Source organism: Enterobacter sp. RIT637, from assembly GCF_019718755.1.
Taxonomy (GTDB): domain Bacteria; phylum Pseudomonadota; class Gammaproteobacteria; order Enterobacterales; family Enterobacteriaceae; genus Enterobacter.
The window spans coordinates 1-532 of sequence record NZ_JAIHAZ010000169.1 but is presented as its reverse complement, the minus strand read 5'-3'; the positions used below and the strand labels follow the sequence as shown (position 1 = coordinate 532).

The following is a 532-nucleotide window of genomic DNA, read 5'->3' as shown; positions in this document are numbered from 1 at the left end:
ACCTGACACTGTTCACCGTTAAACGCCAGCCCACGCTGCTGGTGGATGCGGAAAACGACAGCCTGCAGGCTGAACATATTCTGGTGCCGCTTGCCGCGATCCGCGCGGGCAAGGGCTATATGACCGAACAAGGGAGTACGGAAAATGCCTTCAATTTATGAGAAATACAATTTAAAACAGGTGATTAACACCTCAGGCCGCATGACCGCGCTGGGCGTGTCGACGCCGCGCCCGGAACTGGTGCAGGCGGCGATGGACTGCATGAACCACTACTTCGAAATGAAAGATCTGGTGAATAAAACCGGAGAGTACATCGCGAAGCTGCTAGACGTGGAAGGGGCGACGGTGGTCTCGTGCGCGTCAGCAGGGATTGCCCAATCCGTAGCCGCGGTGCTGGTCAAGGACAGCGACTGGCTGCTGGAAAACCTGCACGTTACGCCGATTGAGAACAACGAAATCGTGCTGCCGAAAGGCCACAATGTCAACTTTGGCGCACCGGTCGGTACCATGGTTGCGCTCGGTGGCGGTAAAC

The 532-nt window shown here is 56.6% G+C and carries 2 pseudogenes; both read left to right on the top strand.

What is annotated here, in order from left to right:
* Positions 1 to 161, top strand: a pseudogene (locus K5E19_RS23820) (amidohydrolase/deacetylase family metallohydrolase); the annotation flags it as partial.
* A pseudogene (locus K5E19_RS23815) lies at positions 145 to 532 on the top strand (SelA-like pyridoxal phosphate-dependent enzyme); the annotation flags it as partial. The pseudogenes K5E19_RS23820 and K5E19_RS23815, both read left to right, overlap by 17 nt.